The organism is Deltaproteobacteria bacterium (assembly GCA_019309545.1).
In the GTDB taxonomy this organism is placed as follows: Bacteria; Desulfobacterota; Desulfobaccia; order Desulfobaccales; family Desulfobaccaceae; genus Desulfobacca_B.
The window spans coordinates 13246-27867 of sequence record JAFDGA010000003.1 but is presented as its reverse complement, the minus strand read 5'-3'; the positions used below and the strand labels follow the sequence as shown (position 1 = coordinate 27867).

Here is a 14622-nt window from a genome sequence, read left to right as displayed (position 1 = left end):
GAACACAAGGGCTAATGCCCTGATAATTTTGGAAAATAATAGATCCAATATTTTTATCCTGGTAAATATTATTCTAAATACTTATAAACCATGGCCCTAAACAAAATTCGGATCAAGGGGGCGCGGGAGCACAACCTCAAAAATATTGACCTGGAACTGCCCCGCAACAAATTTATAGTCATTACCGGAGTCAGCGGTTCCGGTAAATCTACCTTGGCCTTTGATACCATTTATGCCGAAGGTCAGCGACGCTACGTAGAGTCGCTGTCCGCCTATGCCCGCCAGTTCCTGGAACTGATGGACAAGCCTGATGTGGATTTTATTGAAGGGCTGTCGCCGGCCATCGCCATCGAGCAGCGCCGGGCCAGTCAAAACCCGCGTTCGACCGTGGCCACCGCCACCGAGATTTATGATTACCTGCGATTGTTGTTTGCCCGTTTGGGCACCCCCTATTGTTACAATTGTGGCCGGCCCATTGCCTCTCAGAGTATCCCCCAGATGGTGGAAAACCTGATGAGTCTGCCGGCCGGCCGCCGCATTACCATCCTGGCCCCGGTGTTGGTCAATCGCAAGGGGGAGCACCACAAGCTATTGCAGCGGCTGCGTCAGGAGGGTTATACCCGGGTTCGGGTAAACGGCGAACTGTTTGATCTGGATGAACCTCTGAGCTTAGATAAAAATAAGCGCCACACCATTGACGTGGTCATCGATCGCCTAATCATTAAGGAAGGCCTGGAACCACGGCTGACCGACTCCCTGGAACTGGCCGGGGGGCTGTCCGATGGGGTGGTCAAGGTCGATGTGGTAGGGGGCAGCGAGCTGTTGTTCAGCCAGAGATTTGCCTGCGAATCCTGTGGCATCAGTTACCCGGAACTGACGCCCCAGATGTTTTCCTTCAACAGCCCTCAGGGTGCCTGTCCGGAATGCAGCGGCCTGGGGACGCAGCTGGTCATCGATCCGGAGCTGGTGGTCCCGGATCCCGAACTGAGCATCCGGGATGGGGCCATTCTGCCTTGGGCCAACCGCAATTCGGTTTATTTGCGCCATATCCTGGAAGCGCTGGAAGATCATTACCATTTTTCCATCCGGACGCCATTTTTGGAGCTTGCCCCCCAGCTTCAACAGGTCCTACTCTACGGCTCGGGGTCGGAAAGGATCAATTTCTTTTTCGAACGCAATGGCCGGCGCATCTTTGAGCCCCGTCCCTTTGAGGGGGTGATCACCAACCTGCAGCGTCGCTATCGGGAGACCGATTCAGGGCTTATCCGGGAAGAAATCGAGCGGTTCATGACCGTTCAGCCCTGTCCGGCCTGTGGTGGGGCGCGACTGCGCCGGGAGGCCCTGGCAGTCCGGATCGATGGCGTTAATATCTACGATATTACCGGCTACACCGTTGGTCAGGCCAAAGCCTGGTTTGACGGTCTACAATTGTCCTGGCAACAGATGGCCATTGGCCGCCGGATTCTTAAAGAGATTACCGAGCGTTTAAGGTTTCTAATCGATGTCGGCCTGGATTATCTGACCCTGAACCGGACCACGGCCAGCCTCTCCGGAGGCGAGGCGCAGCGCATCCGGTTGGCTACCCAGATCGGCTCCAAGCTGATGGGAGTACTATACATCCTGGACGAACCCAGCATCGGCCTGCACCAGCGGGACAACCTGCGGCTTCTCCAAACCCTGAAGACCCTGCGTGACCTGGGCAATACCGTCATTGTGGTAGAACACGACGCTGACACCATCCGCAACGCCGATTTTGTGGTGGACATGGGTCCAGGGGCCGGTAATCAGGGCGGCAAAGTAGTGTTTAGCGGCTCTCCTTACCGGCTCAGCCAGGATTCGCATTCCCTGACCGGACTTTATCTCTCCGGGGCGCGGGCCATTTCCATCCCCAACCAGCGCCGCACTCCTCAGGGCTATCTGACCCTGGAAGGGGCCCGGGGCCATAATTTGAAAGATCTAACCGTCTCCATACCCCTGGGGTTGCTGACCTGTGTCACCGGGGTGTCGGGATCGGGGAAGAGCACCCTGATCATGGACACCTTATATTGGGCTTTATGCCAGAAGTTCTACCGTGCCAAAAGGCGGCCGCAGGCCTATGGTCGGCTTCATGGTCTGGATCAAATCGACAAAGTCATCCATATTGACCAGAGCCCCATCGGCCGCACCCCCCGCTCCAATCCCGCCACTTATACCGGACTGTTCACCCTGGTGCGGGAACTGTTTGCCCAGGTCCCGGAGGCCCGGGCCCGGGGTTATAAACCCGGACGCTTTAGCTTCAATGTCCGGGGCGGACGGTGCGAGGCCTGTAACGGGGACGGGGTGATCAAGATTGAGATGCATTTTCTGCCGGATGTCTATGTCAATTGTGAGGTCTGTCGGGGGAAGCGTTTTAATCCCAGCACCCTGGAAATCCGTTATAAGGGCAAAAACATTGCCGAAGTCCTCCAGATGACCGTTGATCAGGCCGCTGAATTTTTCCATGCCGTGCCTGGCCTGCGGTCCAGGCTCGACACCTTGAGGGAAGTCGGCCTGGGTTATATTCAATTGGGCCAACCCGCTACTACCCTATCCGGCGGGGAGGCTCAACGTATCAAGCTATCCCGGGAATTGAGCCGTCGGGCTACCGGCTGCACCCTCTATATTCTAGATGAACCGACCACCGGGCTGCATTTTGCCGATATCGAGAAACTGCTGCTGGTGCTCAACCACCTGGTAGAGGCGGGCAATTCGGTGATTGTCATTGAGCACAACCTGGAAGTGATCAAGACCGCAGACTACGTGATTGATTTGGGACCCGAGGGGGGCGATGCTGGTGGACAATTAGTAGCTCAAGGAACCCCGGAAGAGGTGGCCCGGGTGGCGGGGTCGTATACCGGCCAATACTTGCGGCCACTGTTGGATCAGACTACTTCCATGGTCAGGTGATAAGCGAGATTGTCCAATTTAACGGTAAAATCAACATTTTCAATAATAAAGCCTTCCGGGACCTGGATCTGGATCGGAGCAAAATTGAGGATGGCTTTAACCCCCGCGCTGATCAGACGCCGGGCGGCGTTCTGGGCCTGATTGGCAGGTGTGGCGATCACTCCGATTTCAACCTCCTGTTCGGCGATCAGGCGGTCCATCTCGTCGATATGATGGATCATCTGGCCGCTGGGCAGACGGTGTCCGACTTTGGCTGGGTCGATATCAAAGACCGCCACAAATTCATATCCTTGCTTGGGAAAGTTCTCATGGGCGACCAGGGCCGAACCCAGATTGCCGATTCCCACCAGGGCCATTTTCCAGCGTTTATTCAACCCCAGAATCTTTTTGATCTCAAAGAGTAATTCCTTAACGAAATAGCCAACCCCGCGCACCCCGAATTCCCCGAAATAAGCCAGGTCTTTCCGGACTTGGGCCGGGTTGACCCCACATTTCTGGGCCAACTTATCCGAAGCAATGATTTTGACGTTGTTATGACATAATTCTTCAAGCGAACGAGAATACAGGGATAAGCGGGTGATTGTGGCCGAAGGAATCTTAGAGAATTTCATAAACTGAGCCAGCCCCGAGATGCTTTTTGAGTCCTAAGAATGTACTTCTTTGCACAAGGCTAGGGTTTGAAAAAGGGGGCCGATCCGGCCCCCAGGGTAGAAAATTCCAATTTACATCTGGAAGCCTAGCGCGGTAGCAATCGGCTTTGCCATCGGATAAGCATAGAGGATGATCAGCGCCACGACCAGAGCGTAAATACAGAGAGATTCGATCATGGCCAGACCGATCAACATGGTCACCGTGATTTTACCGGAAGCTTCCGGGTTCCGGGCAATACCTTCAACCGCCCGCTGGATGGCGATGCCCTGGCCGATGCCAGTGCCAAACGCGGCAATACCGATCCCGATACCGGCGGCAATCACCGTTGCTGAAAAGAACCGGGCCAGACTGGCGCCGGTGGCCGCACCAGCGCCTTTGGCTTCGGCGGCCATTGCCAGGGAGCAGTAAAGCAGGGTGAACAGCAAGGTCATCCCGATGACCATCCATTGTTTCCTCGACATCTGTAATACCTCCCTTAATAAGGTTAATTATATGATAATTTGGCCTTCTTCCAATAATTTAGTGAGCCTCTTCCATAGAGCCGGCAAAATACATCATGGACAGCAGGGTAAAAATGAACGCCTGCACCGTGCTGGTGAACACCGCCAAGAACATCATGGGCAGCGGTGCCAAGAATTTCCCGGCCAGCAACAAGAGGATCATCAACACCAGATCTTCACCCATGATATTGCCGAACAAACGGAGAGTGAGGGATAAAACCCGGGCAAAGTGGCCGATGACTTCGATGGGGAAGAATAACGGTGCCAACCAGGGAATCGGTCCCAAGAAATGCTTGATATATTTTATACCGTGGTATTTGACCCCTAGATAGTGGGTAAAAACGAAAGTACACAGGGCCATGGACAAGGGCGTATTAATGTTGGCCGTGGGAGAATAACAGCCTGGAATCAGACCAATAAGGTTGCAGACCCAGATAAAGATAAACAGGGTGGCAATGAAGGGAAAGAAGGCCCGGCCTTCCTCACCGGTGATCTCCACCATAAATTCTTCCAGGCCCCCGATTAAGGTCTCAAAAAAATTCTGTCCTCCCGCCGGGACCAAGGACCGGTGTTTGCTGGCCATGTAACCCAGCCCGATCAGCATGGCCATAATCAGCCATGAATAGGTTAGGTGGGGAGGAATATGGACATGAAAAAATCCTAAAATCACATCAAGAAATAGAATTGGATGTTCCATTACCGGCTATGGCCTCCTTTAAATAGAGCTTCCTAATTTCATTTATTCCCATCAGGATCAGAGTGAGAACTACAATGGACAGACCCACCACCAATCCCCAGATATTAACCAGGTTATATTTGATTACAAAATAGATGATGACCCCCATGAGGGTCAGGCGAATGATATTCTTCAGGAACAATACCCCCTGGCGTCCTCCAACTTCCCATTTTTGCACCTCCCCCGAAGACCGGTTCAAGGTACCGGACAGGACATGCGCCAGGGCATAAAAGTTTATTATGGCTAATAGGCCGCCCACTAGGATTCCTAAAGCAAAAGCTCCCCCCAGCCACAGCCAGCCCAACAGCACCAGTGCGGCTAAGATGATCCAGTTGGCCACCTTCAGGTGGCGGGGAGACATCAGTTGGACATCCATCTCAGAGTTTGGTCCGCTTGCTCATAATATATAGATTGCGGAAACCCGCGATGATCCCCAAGATCAGGCCTAGGTAGAAAAAAATCATATTATCAAAATATTCGGACAGTAACCACCCGATGCCCACCCCGATAAAAATTGCGAGCACCAGTGATAAGCCAATCGCACTGGCACGATAAAGCCCTTGGAATAAGTCTTTAAGGTATCTTTTGGTTTCGTTTTCCAACCATTATCCCTTACTCAGACCGGCCCCGGGAGACCAAGTTCGTGCAAAAACTCACATGGGCAAAACTACCATAAGCTTTTGGGGAAGTCAATATTTTTTCTTTAAACAAGATTATTTTCTGGAGAGGGCCAGTGCTTCAACAATTTCAGAAAGCTCATCTTTAATCCGACATATCAGTTCAGCTGGTGGATTAATCTAAGGATAATCTCCCGGGCTTATGAGCCGGCAGCTCGATTACAAAGGTCGTGCCGGGGGTCACTGAAGTGTCAACGTAAATGCGTCCCAGGTGCTTGCGTATAATGCCGTAACTGATCGACAGGCCCAGCCCCACGCCGCGTCCCACTTCCTTGGTGGTAAAGAAAGGATCGAAAAGCCGGTTCAGGTAGGCTTCGGGAATGCCCGGTCCGTCATCGGATATCCGGATTTCAATGATATCGCTGTGATGGATTAGATTGGTGGATACGTTCAAGGTCCCCTCTCCCTTAACCGCTTCGGCGGCGTTGATGAACAGGTTGATAAAGACCTGTTCCAGCTTACTCTTGTCGGCCTTGAGGGGAGGCAGATTGGAGTTAAATTGGCGGTTAACCTTGACATTATTGAACAGGAGATGGTTTTCGACCAAAGACAGGACTTCTTCCAAGACCGAGTTGATATCGGTCAGCACCATTTTTGAAGGCAACTGACGTGAGAAATCGAGCAATCCCTTGATAATTTCCTGACAGCGGGTAGCCTCTCGGATGATTTTTTCCACATTGGCGCGCTCCGGCCGGTCCGGCCCCAGATCCTCCAGGAGCAGGTGGCCAAACACCAGGATGCCGCCCAGGGGATTATTAATTTCATGGGCCACTCCAGCGGCCAATTGCCCCAGGGCTACCATCTTTTCGGAACGGATAAGTTGCTCCTCCAACCTTTTCTTTTCGGTAATATCTCGAATATGGGTCTGGAGCGCTGATTGGCCCCCAAAGGAAGTGGGAAAGGATATCACTTCGATATCAAACTCGGTCCCGTCTTTTTTAATGCCTTTCAGTTCGAAGATTCGGGGCGGGCCTTTGCGACGGCTGATTCCGGGCAACCGGCGCAGAATGACCTGATGGTAAGCGGGAGCAATGAGACCCAGAAAATCTACTCCTTGTAATTCCTCAAGGTATGAATAGCCAAACATCTCCAGGCAAGCCTTATTGGCGTAAAGCAATTTTTTATGGGCATGCAAGGCGATGCCATCCAGGGAGGTTTCCACCAGGCAACGATATTTTTCTTCTGATTCCTTCAGGTATTGGGCCAGCTTCTCACGATCGGTCATGTCCAGGATCGATTGGACGGCTCCCTGAATCTGGCCTTGTTCGTCGTAAATCGGGGAGGCGGTGGAATACAGATAACGTTCCTGGGGCCGGCGGAGATTTTCAAAGCGTTCATAAGCCTCATAGGCCCCGGGCAGGTTAGGGGATTTCTTCAAATTTTTATCGCCATAAAACCGGCGCAAAGCTTCGATATTTTGTTCCACTACCAAGTTGGCCATACTGGAGCGTTCATGGAGAGCAAAGGGCAGCCAGAGCCGGTAACTACCCAATAGTTCCTGCCGCTTATAACCGGTCAATTCTTCACAGGCCCGATTCCAATAGATGATCTGATGGTCCCGATTGATGACAAAGGTAGGAACCGGCATGCCCTCTAGAATACCTTCGGTAGTCTTTTTCTCCTTTAGAATCTCTTGTTCAATGCGCTTGCGTTCGGTGATATCCTTAACAATCCCTTCGTACCCGGTAATCTGTCCGTCTCTTTTTCTACGGACAATGCCGGTTAACAACACGTGTATCCGGGCCTCATCGCGGCGGAGAAGAGTAACCTCCAAATCGCGGACAAAGCCACCATATTCGGCTTGGCGTTGGAATTTCTCCCAATCGCGAGGATTTTCAAAAATGGCCGACAGGTTGCCAAGCCTGAGGGCCTGGTATTTGGACGGAAAGGCCAGCAGTTCCACCCCGGCGGGGTTAATATCCAACAGCCGCCCCTCCTGATCGGTGACAAAAATCATATCCTTGGAGCCTTCAAAAATTCGGCGATAACGCCGTTCAGAGCGCCGCAACTCATTGGACAGACGGGCATTGTCAATGGCCAAGCCTATCTGATTGCCCAGGATGCCAAAGAATTTTTTGCGGGAATAGGAGAAGAGTGCAGGAGTTTCATCGGCCAGGTTGAGAAAACCGATCATCCGTTCCCGATATCGCAAGGGAATGCTGACCATTGCCTGGAAGCGGGGTTCCTTACGGATGAAATCGGAGAAGGTGGAGGTCTGCAACCGCGGGTCGTTGGCCGCATCATGAATGATCAACGGCTGGGTAGCATGCATGAGATAGGGCCCAATAACCTTTTCAATATGAGATTCATTGATCTTAACCAAATAATGGTTGGGAAAACCCTGGGAGGCAGCATGACTAAGGCGACCTCCGGGTTGGTCCCAAAGCAACAGGATCCCTGCCGACACCCCTAGAAATTGCAAGACCCGGTTCAAGATCAGGTCGAGCACCTCTTGCACACTTAAGGCCTGAGCAGTTATGGTAGCAATTTCATTGAAGAGCAGCAGCTCTTCATAGTGATCAGTCTCTAAGGCGGCGCGCGCTTCCCATTTTTCGGAAAGAAGGGCGCGATCTGTTTGCTTAGTCGGATTGGTCGCCATTTCCTTACTCCCTCCCTTGGCTTCCTGGATAGCAGTCATCTTCATAAACCGTCTAGGAAAGCCTTAAGGCTGACAATTTATCGACCAAAGGCCTTAATTAATAAGCCGATCAGGTTCGAACCCCCCAGAGAATAACCAGACCGATGGCGACAAAACCCAGGCCGGTGACGGCTTTCAAAAGTTTGGGGGGGATCCAGTGGTTAAGTTGGGAGCCCAGCGCCACCGCAATGAGGGTAGCCAGGATCAGCGCGGCGGAAGAGCCAACAAACACCACTAGTTTATTGATCCCGTCATCGGCCGCCATGAGCAGGATAGCCAATTGGGTCTTGTCCCCCAGTTCGGCCAGGAAAATCGCCAAAAAAGTGGTAAAGAAAATTTTCAAGGTCATGGATTTTCCACCCTCCGATTAATACGAATTTTAACAATTATTTCCAAGAAAGATAAGAAAAATCTGTTGGTCTGCTCTCAGGTGCCGATCAAATGAGCATTTATTACTCAGGTCATATAATATAATAAATGAATTGGATTTAGAAAAAAACAGCTCTCCAAAACCCACACCCCCAACCCCTTAAGGGGGGTTGGGGGGAGCTTGAGGGGAGGGCGGGGATACGGCGGCCCTCCCCTCAAATTAACCGGTTAAATGCTCAGAGTAAAATTTAACGGGGAGGCTCTGAATTTAAGGCCGGAAGGGCATGAGCTTAAGATTGCAGTGGATTTCGTTAAAATCCACACTGAGAGGGCATAGCTCAGGACTGTATCTGGAAGCGGTGTTTAATCTTGGGCCACACTAAAGGGGTGCGGCAGCGGGAAGCGTTGACGAGAGCCTGTAACAGGTATACGGCCTCCGAAAAATCGTCGTTTATGACCAGATAATCATACCACTCCACCTCCTGCAACTCTTTTCGGGCTTGCTGCAGGCGCTGCTGCAATTCGGCTTCCGGCACATCTCCGCGCCGGCGCAAGCGCCGTTCCAGTTCCGCCAAGGAGGGCGGCAGAATAAAGATAAAGGTCTCGTCCGGATAAAGGCGTTTCAGTTGCCGAGCCCCGTGAATTTCAATATCAAAGACTATATCTTGCTCCTGGGTCAGGGCCTGGTCCACCCAGTCTTTAGAAGTGCCATAAAAGTGGCCGAATTGTTCCACCCATTCGATTAACCGGCCTTGCTGGACCAGACGGTGGAATTCGTCTGGACTGACAAAGAAATAGTCCTGACCGTGGACCTCGTGGGGACGCGGCTTCCGGGTGGTATAAGAGACTGAAAACCGTAGCCGGGAATCTTTGGCCAAAACTTCCTGCAGTAAAGAGGTCTTTCCGGTTCCGGAGGAACCCGAGACCACAAAAATCTGACCTCCCACCTATTCGTCCTTCTTGCCTCTTATTCCCGAATGATCTCCATTAAGGCGTTGACACAGGGTTTCGGGCTGAACCGCGGAAAGCACGATATGGTTGCTATCCATGACAATTATGGAGCGGGTCTTGCGACCATGGGTGGCATCAATGAGCCGTTCCCGATTTTTGGCTTCTTCCCGCAGCCGTTTCATGGGCGCTGACCCTGGAGTGACAATCGCCACTACCCGGTGGGAGGCCACCAGGTTGCCAAAGCCGATATTGACGGAGTAATTTTCTTTGTTGGACATGATCGAGCGCACTAGTCAATGGTTCCTTGGTTAATTATACTTTTTACTTATTCAATATTTTGGACCTGTTCTCGTAACCGTTCTAACTCGTTCTTAACCTCAACCACGGCTTGGGAGATTTTTAGGTCGTTAGCCTTGGCGCCAATAGTGTTGATCTCCCGATTCATCTCTTGCAGGAGAAAATCGAGCTTGCGGCCCACAGCCCCGGAACCGGCCAGATTCTGTTGGAACTGTTCCAGGTGGCTGCGCAAGCGGGTAAGTTCCTCGCTGATATCAGCCCGATCCGCTAGCAGGGCCACTTCCTGAAGCAGGCGGCTATCGTCGGCCCAGGGTTGCCCAGGCAATAACTGGGGCAACCGGGCCTCCAGCCGTTCCCGATAAAGCCGCGGGACCTCCAGGGCCTGAGTATTGATTTCCTCCAGTTGACGGTTTATCAGTTCTAGGCGCTGCTGCAGATCGGTTGCCAGGCTTTGCCCTTCGGCCTGACGCATGGTCTCCACCGCCTCCAGAGCCTGGAACACGGCCTGCGACAGGACCTCCCAGGTGGCCTCTTCGTCGGCAGGGGCTGGCTCCTGAACCGTGATCAGTTCTGGAAAGCGCAGCAAATGCTCCAGTTGCAAGGTTTCCGAAATGGTGCAAAGCCGCCGCATTTCCTCCAGGATGTCTTGAGCTTCTCGCAGTAAAGCTCGATCCAATACCAAAGACTTGTTACCTTCTCCTAAAGACACAACTTCCAGGTTTAATTCCACCCGTCCCCGAGCGATTCCGGCTTTTAACAGCTTCCGCAGGCGCTCTTCCAGCCCCCAAAACCTTCGGGGCAGGCGAAAATGTAAATCCAGAAATCGGTGATTCAGAGTGCGAATCTCCACCACCATCCTTTTTTCTGGATTCTCGGCTTCGCCGCGGCCAAAGGCAGTCATACTTTTGATCATGATAAAAATTTCCAGATTCTGATTACCAGACCCTGGTACTTGATTGAAGCCTTCAAATCACTTCTGCTTTATGGTTAAAGTCCGCAGTTGCCAGAGATATTTCTTCCGTACCAGGTATAAAAAATCCCCTAGTCGCGAACTGGCATAATCAGGGTAGGTCCAGGGCAAGGGCTGAAACTGGCCCTGGTGGTAAATTAAGGTTAAATCCCCGTAAATACCTTGGTCCAGATAAAGGCGGTGAACGTAGTTTTTACCGGTGGCCAGCACTAACCGCTCCCGGGCCAGATATCCCGGGTCGATATTGACCAGCCGCCGTGCCCCCAGGGAATAGCGGCCTTCCAGATTAACAGTAAAAAGTTTCCATTCCGGCAGCTTACCCGGCCCGGCCAGATGCAAAAAAGACATCAGCCGACGCTGCAAGACCGGCCCCATTTCGGGGGCATAATAAGAAGTGTGGGTAAACGGCAGCCAGGGACTTACCAAGTCCGCCGGACCAAACCGTTCCTGCAACTCTCCCAGAAGCTGAACCTCCACTTCTGGTTGAGCAAAAATTATACTAACCAACGGCTTGACCGGTAAGGGTCTGCCCAGAATACTCATATCTTTAAATTTTGGCGGTGTCCCATTCTAAGAAACCCGCCTTAAGAAGTCAATATAAATTTAAACCAGGAGCAATATTGGCCGCAACAACTTAGGGTAGTCAAGCACCACAATCTGGAGATTGATTATTCGTTTAGGCCTTGTCCTGGGCCAGGGGTCTTAATAAGTCAATCAGAGGCTTGAGTCGGCCGGTTGGCTGGATTTGACCGCCATCGGGATTTCTGCTATGATATTGAGGCAGTTACCCTTCGCAATTTAGTTTTTTCCCATATCTTGACCTGGAGTTAATGATGCCACCGGCTAATTTATATCTATCGCGGATTCAGTGGTTGCCTTATCTTGACTCAGAGGAATGTCAGGCGGTGGGCGTTGATAATGCGGAACATTTCCTTTCCTCGCTCAATAATGGCACCTTGGAGTTGGATGACTGCCATAACCTCTCGCCTCAGAAACGCTATGCCCTGAAGCTGGCGCTGACCGCCGGGGACTGGCTGCCGCGGGTGGAATCTATGCCTTTGCCTCAGCCTACCGCACCGGGATTGTTTGAGATCAATATCCCCGATCCTCATACGCCGGTTCTGGTCAGCGGTAATAGTCAGCTTACCCTGACGGTGCTCACCGCGGTCCTGGCCACTACCATCAGCCCCTTTTATTTATTGCTGATCGATTGTCGGGGTGATACAGTTGATATGGCCATGGTCTATGAGACCTTTACTCCGGTCCGGTTGGAACGGGGCCTTAAGGAATCCGACCTGGCGGCCAGGATTGACCACCGTCAACTGGTGATTCCGGGACTTTGCGCTTCCCTACAGGAACCCCTGGCGGCCCAGACCGGCTGGCAGATTCAGATCGGCCCCATTTGCGCTGCGGAATTACCATTGTTTTTCGGAGAGCGGTGGCTGCCCCCGTTAGACGTTTGACACTGCCGATTAAGCCAGAACTATCCGGTCAATTTTCTTAACCCTGACCAAGTCTGCTTTTTTGTTGAGCCATCGTCTGTTGGTTGTCACCGCCATAAAATGAGTTTATAATAAAATTTCGTTGAATAGCCATGAGGAGGTGCCATGAAAATAATTCTAGTAGTCGATGATGATGAAAAAATCCGCCTCCTCCTCAGTGAGGAACTGACCGATGAAGGCTACCAGGTGCTGACCGCGGCAGACGCCATGGAGGCTCTTAAGATTATTGAACGCAAGGAGCCGTTAGACCTGGTAGTTTTGGATATCCGCATGCCCGGCATGACCGGGGTAGAACTGTTGCCCCGGATAATTGGCATGAGAGAAGGCTTGCCGGTGATTTTAAACACTGCCTACGCGCAATATAAACAAGATTTTATGACTTGGGCCGCCAATGCCTACATCGTCAAGTCCAGCGACCTCAGTGAACTCAAAAATAAGATCAAAGAACTTTTAGAATAGGTTCAGTCCATGCAAAAATTACAGCACCTGACTACGCTGATCATGGCCGGCGGGCGGGGCGAGCGACTTTATCCCTTGACCCGGGATAAGGCAAAGCCGGCCATCACTTTCGGCGGCATCTACAAGATCATTGACTTTACTCTTTCTAACTGCATCAATTCCGGTATCCGGCGCATCTATGTGCTGACTCAATATGGCAGCCTGTCTTTGGACCAACACCTGACTCTGGGCTGGCATATTCTGCAACCCGAGATGGGGGAATTTATCCGCAGTGTGCCCCCCCAGCAGGTCATGGTCAACCGCTGGTATCGCGGCACGGCTGATTCCATTTACCAGAACATCAATATCCTCCAGGAGGAGCGCCCCCGGTGGACGCTGATTCTTTCTGGTGATCATGTTTACAAAATGGATTATCTGGAGATGTTGAATTTCCATCTGGAGAAGGATGCCGAACTCACCGCCGGCTGTGTGAAGATTCCTCGCTACGAAGGCAGTGCCTTTGGCATTATCCATATGGACGAAGAGCAAAGAATTATCGATTTCTTGGAAAAACCCCAAGACCCGCCCTGTATTCCGGGTGATCCGGAACATGCCCTGGGTTCCATGGGAGTCTATATCTTCAACACCGAAAAGTTGGTGCAAGAGGTCATCCAGGACGCCCGGCAGCCTGACAGCGCCCACGATTTCGGCAAAAATATCATCCCCTCGATGATTGGGCGAGAACGGGTTTATGCTTATAATTTCCGTGCCCAGGACAAAGACGCGGCGTGCTACTGGCGGGATATCGGCCGCATTGATGCCTATTTTGAAGCAAACATGGACCTGGTAGCCTTGGATCTCCGGTTTAATTTATATGACCCGGAGTGGCCCATCCGGACCTATCAGCGCCAGACCCCCCCGGCCAAGATCAATTCCGCCAGTGACCCAGGTAATCTCAGGCCCGCCATCGTAGAAGATTCTCTGCTGTCTGGCGGCTGTATCATCAGCGGGGCCACCGTGCGCCGCTCGGTGTTGTCTCCCAATGTTCACATTGACCGTTATGCTGAAGTGAGCGAATCGATCATTTGGGATGATGTGCATATCGGGTCCCGGGCCCGCATCCACCGGGCAATTATCGAGGAAGGGGTTCGGGTGCCGGCCGGGTTTACCATCGGCATCGATCATGAGGTGGATGCCCGGCGGTTTCCGATCAGCGACGGCGGCGTGGTAGTGGTGCCCAATAACGTCATCCTGGACGAATGATGCAACTGAAGGCCTTAACCAAAGATCAGGATGTTAAGCCGACCCGTCTCTATCTGGCGCGTCATGGCCAGGTGGCCGATGGTCATACCCACATCTATAACGGCCATAATGATGTGGCTCTGAGCCCGTTCGGAGTGCGCCAATTCGAGGCTTTGGCCGAACATTGGCGCCATCTCCCCCTGGCGGCTATCTATGCCTCGGATCGCCTCCGGGCCCAGCGGGGGGCCGAGATCATTGCCCGGGACCGGGGTTTGCCGGTGCAGCCGCTGCCAGAGTTCCGGGAGCTTAATTTTGGCATCTGGGAAGGCTTGAGCTTTGCCCAGATCGCCCAGCGCTACCCTCAGGAATTGCAAAGCCGGTTCCAAGATCTGACCAATTATCGTATTCCCGGCGGCGAAAGCCTGGCGGATGTTCACGCCCGGGTCATCCCGGCCCTGGAACGCCTGCGGCAGCGCCATGAGGGGGAACAATTTCTGATCGTCGCCCATGCCGGCATCAATCGGATCATTATCTGTGAAGCCCTGGGGTTGTCCCTGGATTGCCTGTTTCGTCTGGACCAGGCCTACGCCGGCTATAACATTATCGACTACTTTCCTGACTTGGCGGTGGTCCGCCTGCTGAACGCTACCGTTTCTCCCTCGGTCTAGCCTACCGACCAGGCCTGATCGGTTAACATTGACCATTTAGAAAATTCCACCGGTCCTT

Annotated in this window: 16 protein-coding genes; 5 read left to right on the top strand and 11 right to left on the bottom strand. The window is 52.4% G+C overall.

What is annotated here, in order from left to right; all coding sequences use genetic code 11:
• The first annotated feature begins 90 nt into the window (after positions 1–90).
• Positions 91–2925, top strand: a complete 2835-nt coding sequence (gene uvrA / locus JRG72_01355; protein ID MBW2133867.1) for an excinuclease ABC subunit UvrA — start codon at positions 91–93, stop codon at positions 2923–2925.
• On the opposite strand, the gene JRG72_01350 is transcribed toward uvrA, so the two are convergent.
• The 11 genes from JRG72_01350 to JRG72_01300 form a co-directional block, all read right to left on the bottom strand.
• Positions 2901–3536 carry a redox-sensing transcriptional repressor Rex gene (locus JRG72_01350; GenBank protein ID MBW2133866.1) on the bottom strand — a complete coding sequence of 212 codons (636 nt, stop codon included), beginning with the start codon at positions 3534–3536 and terminating at the stop codon, positions 2901–2903. The genes uvrA and JRG72_01350 overlap by 25 nt on opposite strands.
• 111 nt (positions 3537–3647) lie before the next feature.
• Positions 3648–4007 (bottom strand): ATP synthase F0 subunit C, encoded by a 360-nt coding sequence (gene atpE, locus JRG72_01345; protein ID MBW2133865.1) that lies wholly within the window; start codon positions 4005–4007, stop codon positions 3648–3650.
• A gap of 88 nt (positions 4008–4095) precedes the next feature.
• Positions 4096–4773 (bottom strand): F0F1 ATP synthase subunit A, encoded by a 678-nt coding sequence (gene atpB, locus JRG72_01340; GenBank protein MBW2133864.1) that lies wholly within the window; start codon positions 4771–4773, stop codon positions 4096–4098.
• Positions 4748–5188 (bottom strand): ATP synthase subunit I, encoded by a 441-nt coding sequence (locus tag JRG72_01335; protein ID MBW2133863.1) that lies wholly within the window; start codon positions 5186–5188, stop codon positions 4748–4750. Before JRG72_01335 ends, atpB begins: the two co-directional genes overlap by 26 nt.
• Position 5189: 1 nt before the next feature.
• Complete coding sequence (locus JRG72_01330; GenBank protein ID MBW2133862.1) at positions 5190–5414, bottom strand: AtpZ/AtpI family protein; 225 nt, start codon at positions 5412–5414, stop codon at positions 5190–5192.
• Positions 5415–5604: 190 nt separating this feature from the next.
• Positions 5605–8088, bottom strand: coding sequence for a PAS domain S-box protein (locus tag JRG72_01325; GenBank protein ID MBW2133861.1), 2484 nt, complete (start codon positions 8086–8088; stop codon positions 5605–5607).
• A 109-nt stretch (positions 8089–8197) separates the two neighbouring features.
• Positions 8198–8476, bottom strand: coding sequence for a TMEM165/GDT1 family protein (locus tag JRG72_01320; protein MBW2133860.1), 279 nt, complete (start codon positions 8474–8476; stop codon positions 8198–8200).
• Between the two features lie 358 nt (positions 8477–8834).
• Positions 8835–9443 (bottom strand): guanylate kinase, encoded by a 609-nt coding sequence (gene gmk, locus JRG72_01315; GenBank protein MBW2133859.1) that lies wholly within the window; start codon positions 9441–9443, stop codon positions 8835–8837.
• On the bottom strand, positions 9444–9725 hold the full coding sequence (locus JRG72_01310) for a DUF370 domain-containing protein (protein MBW2133858.1): 282 nt from the start codon (positions 9723–9725) through the stop codon (positions 9444–9446).
• Positions 9726–9772: 47 nt separating this feature from the next.
• Positions 9773–10657: a YicC family protein gene (locus JRG72_01305; protein MBW2133857.1), complete on the bottom strand. Its 885-nt coding sequence runs from the start codon at positions 10655–10657 to the stop codon at positions 9773–9775.
• Between the two features lie 57 nt (positions 10658–10714).
• The gene (locus JRG72_01300) at positions 10715–11221 is read right to left on the bottom strand and encodes a DUF4416 family protein (GenBank protein MBW2133856.1); all 507 of its coding nucleotides are present in this window, start codon (positions 11219–11221) and stop codon (positions 10715–10717) included.
• Between the two features lie 326 nt (positions 11222–11547).
• On the opposite strand from JRG72_01300, the gene JRG72_01295 reads away from it, so the two are divergent.
• From JRG72_01295 to JRG72_01280, 4 genes are all read left to right on the top strand, one after another.
• Positions 11548–12177 (top strand): hypothetical protein, encoded by a 630-nt coding sequence (locus JRG72_01295; protein MBW2133855.1) that lies wholly within the window; start codon positions 11548–11550, stop codon positions 12175–12177.
• Between the two features lie 144 nt (positions 12178–12321).
• Complete coding sequence (locus JRG72_01290) at positions 12322–12675, top strand: response regulator (protein ID MBW2133854.1); 354 nt, start codon at positions 12322–12324, stop codon at positions 12673–12675.
• Positions 12676–12684: 9 nt separating this feature from the next.
• Positions 12685–13917 carry a glucose-1-phosphate adenylyltransferase gene (gene glgC / locus JRG72_01285; GenBank protein MBW2133853.1) on the top strand — a complete coding sequence of 411 codons (1233 nt, stop codon included), beginning with the start codon at positions 12685–12687 and terminating at the stop codon, positions 13915–13917.
• On the top strand, positions 13914–14564 hold the full coding sequence (locus JRG72_01280; protein ID MBW2133852.1) for a histidine phosphatase family protein: 651 nt from the start codon (positions 13914–13916) through the stop codon (positions 14562–14564). Before glgC ends, JRG72_01280 begins: the two co-directional genes overlap by 4 nt.
• Positions 14565–14622: the final 58 nt, after the last annotated feature.